General features: G+C 67.4%; 1 protein-coding gene. It reads right to left on the minus strand.

The window, feature by feature from the left end; all coding sequences use genetic code 11:
• Nucleotides 1-21: 21 nt before the first annotated feature.
• Nucleotides 22-270, minus strand: a complete 249-nt coding sequence (locus Raf01_RS49245; protein ID WP_203925091.1) for a hypothetical protein — start codon at nt 268-270, stop codon at nt 22-24.
• Nucleotides 271-607: the final 337 nt, after the last annotated feature.

Consider the following 607-nt stretch of genomic DNA (forward strand, 5'->3'; position numbering starts at 1 on the left):
AGCCTCCCGGTAGGGACTCGTTCACGAAGGTCGGTTCTGCTGCGAGGTAATCCCGGCCACGGATGCGATCGCGAGAGTGAACGGGCCGAACGTCGCCGGAAAGGCGTTGTCGCCGGTGTTCCATGCCCAGACCGTCAATCCTGCAATGACAACTAGGCCGATCGGCAACTGCCAGGCCCAACGCCCTGGGGCACGCCACCGGGCCGACATCACCCCTATCGCGACACCGAACGCGGCACCACCGACGATGCTGATAGCCAGAGTCACCATGACGCCTCTCACGACGACGATGGGTGGAGTCTTACACCTTCGAGTCCCCCGCCGCGAGCCCCGTTCGGCTTAGTCCAGATCCAGGTGCGCCCACCCTCAAAGCCGTCCGCCCGCACCTACAAGCAGCCTCCGGCGGGAGCACTCTGACTCCGGGGATGGGCCATCCCGCCCGCCGACGACCCGGGCAGAGCCGAGCAGACCACACCCTGGGCGCCAAGGTCGTTCGTCCGGTAGGGCGCTCCACCTTGGCGCCCAGGGCGCGGCCCGCTCCCCATGTGGGCGGGTCGACGGCAGACGGGATGGCAGGGGACACGATGATCACTTGGCCCAAATCCGG

The organism is Rugosimonospora africana (assembly GCF_016862975.1).
GTDB classification, from domain to species: domain Bacteria; phylum Actinomycetota; class Actinomycetes; order Mycobacteriales; family Micromonosporaceae; genus Rugosimonospora; species Rugosimonospora africana.